The 230-nt window shown below is 56.1% G+C and carries 1 protein-coding gene; it reads right to left on the bottom strand.

The features are described 5' to 3' along the window. Nucleotides 1–230: PIN domain-containing protein (locus SB773_RS35080; RefSeq protein WP_410595212.1), on the bottom strand; the 230-nt coding region annotated here is incomplete at both ends.

Genomic DNA, 230 nt, shown 5'->3' on the forward strand with positions numbered 1-230 from the left:
GTCTTCGGCATAGAGAGAAGGGACTCCCAGCAGGCCCAGACCGCGCTTGATGTCTTCGCGTTGATCACGAAAGCAGGCGCGCATGTGCTGCACGCGGGGATCAGGCTCTTTACCTCGCTTGGCCTTGTAGTCAGGGAACAAGTCGTAGCGCCACTTGGCTTTTCCGTCCCAAAGCATGATGGGGCGAGCTTTCAGCTCATTAACGTAACGACGAACGCTTTTGATCGATC

Source organism: Bacillus sp. SIMBA_074 (genome assembly GCF_046534555.1).
GTDB classification, from domain to species: Bacteria; Bacillota; Bacilli; order Bacillales; family Bacillaceae_G; genus Bacillus_A; species Bacillus_A mycoides.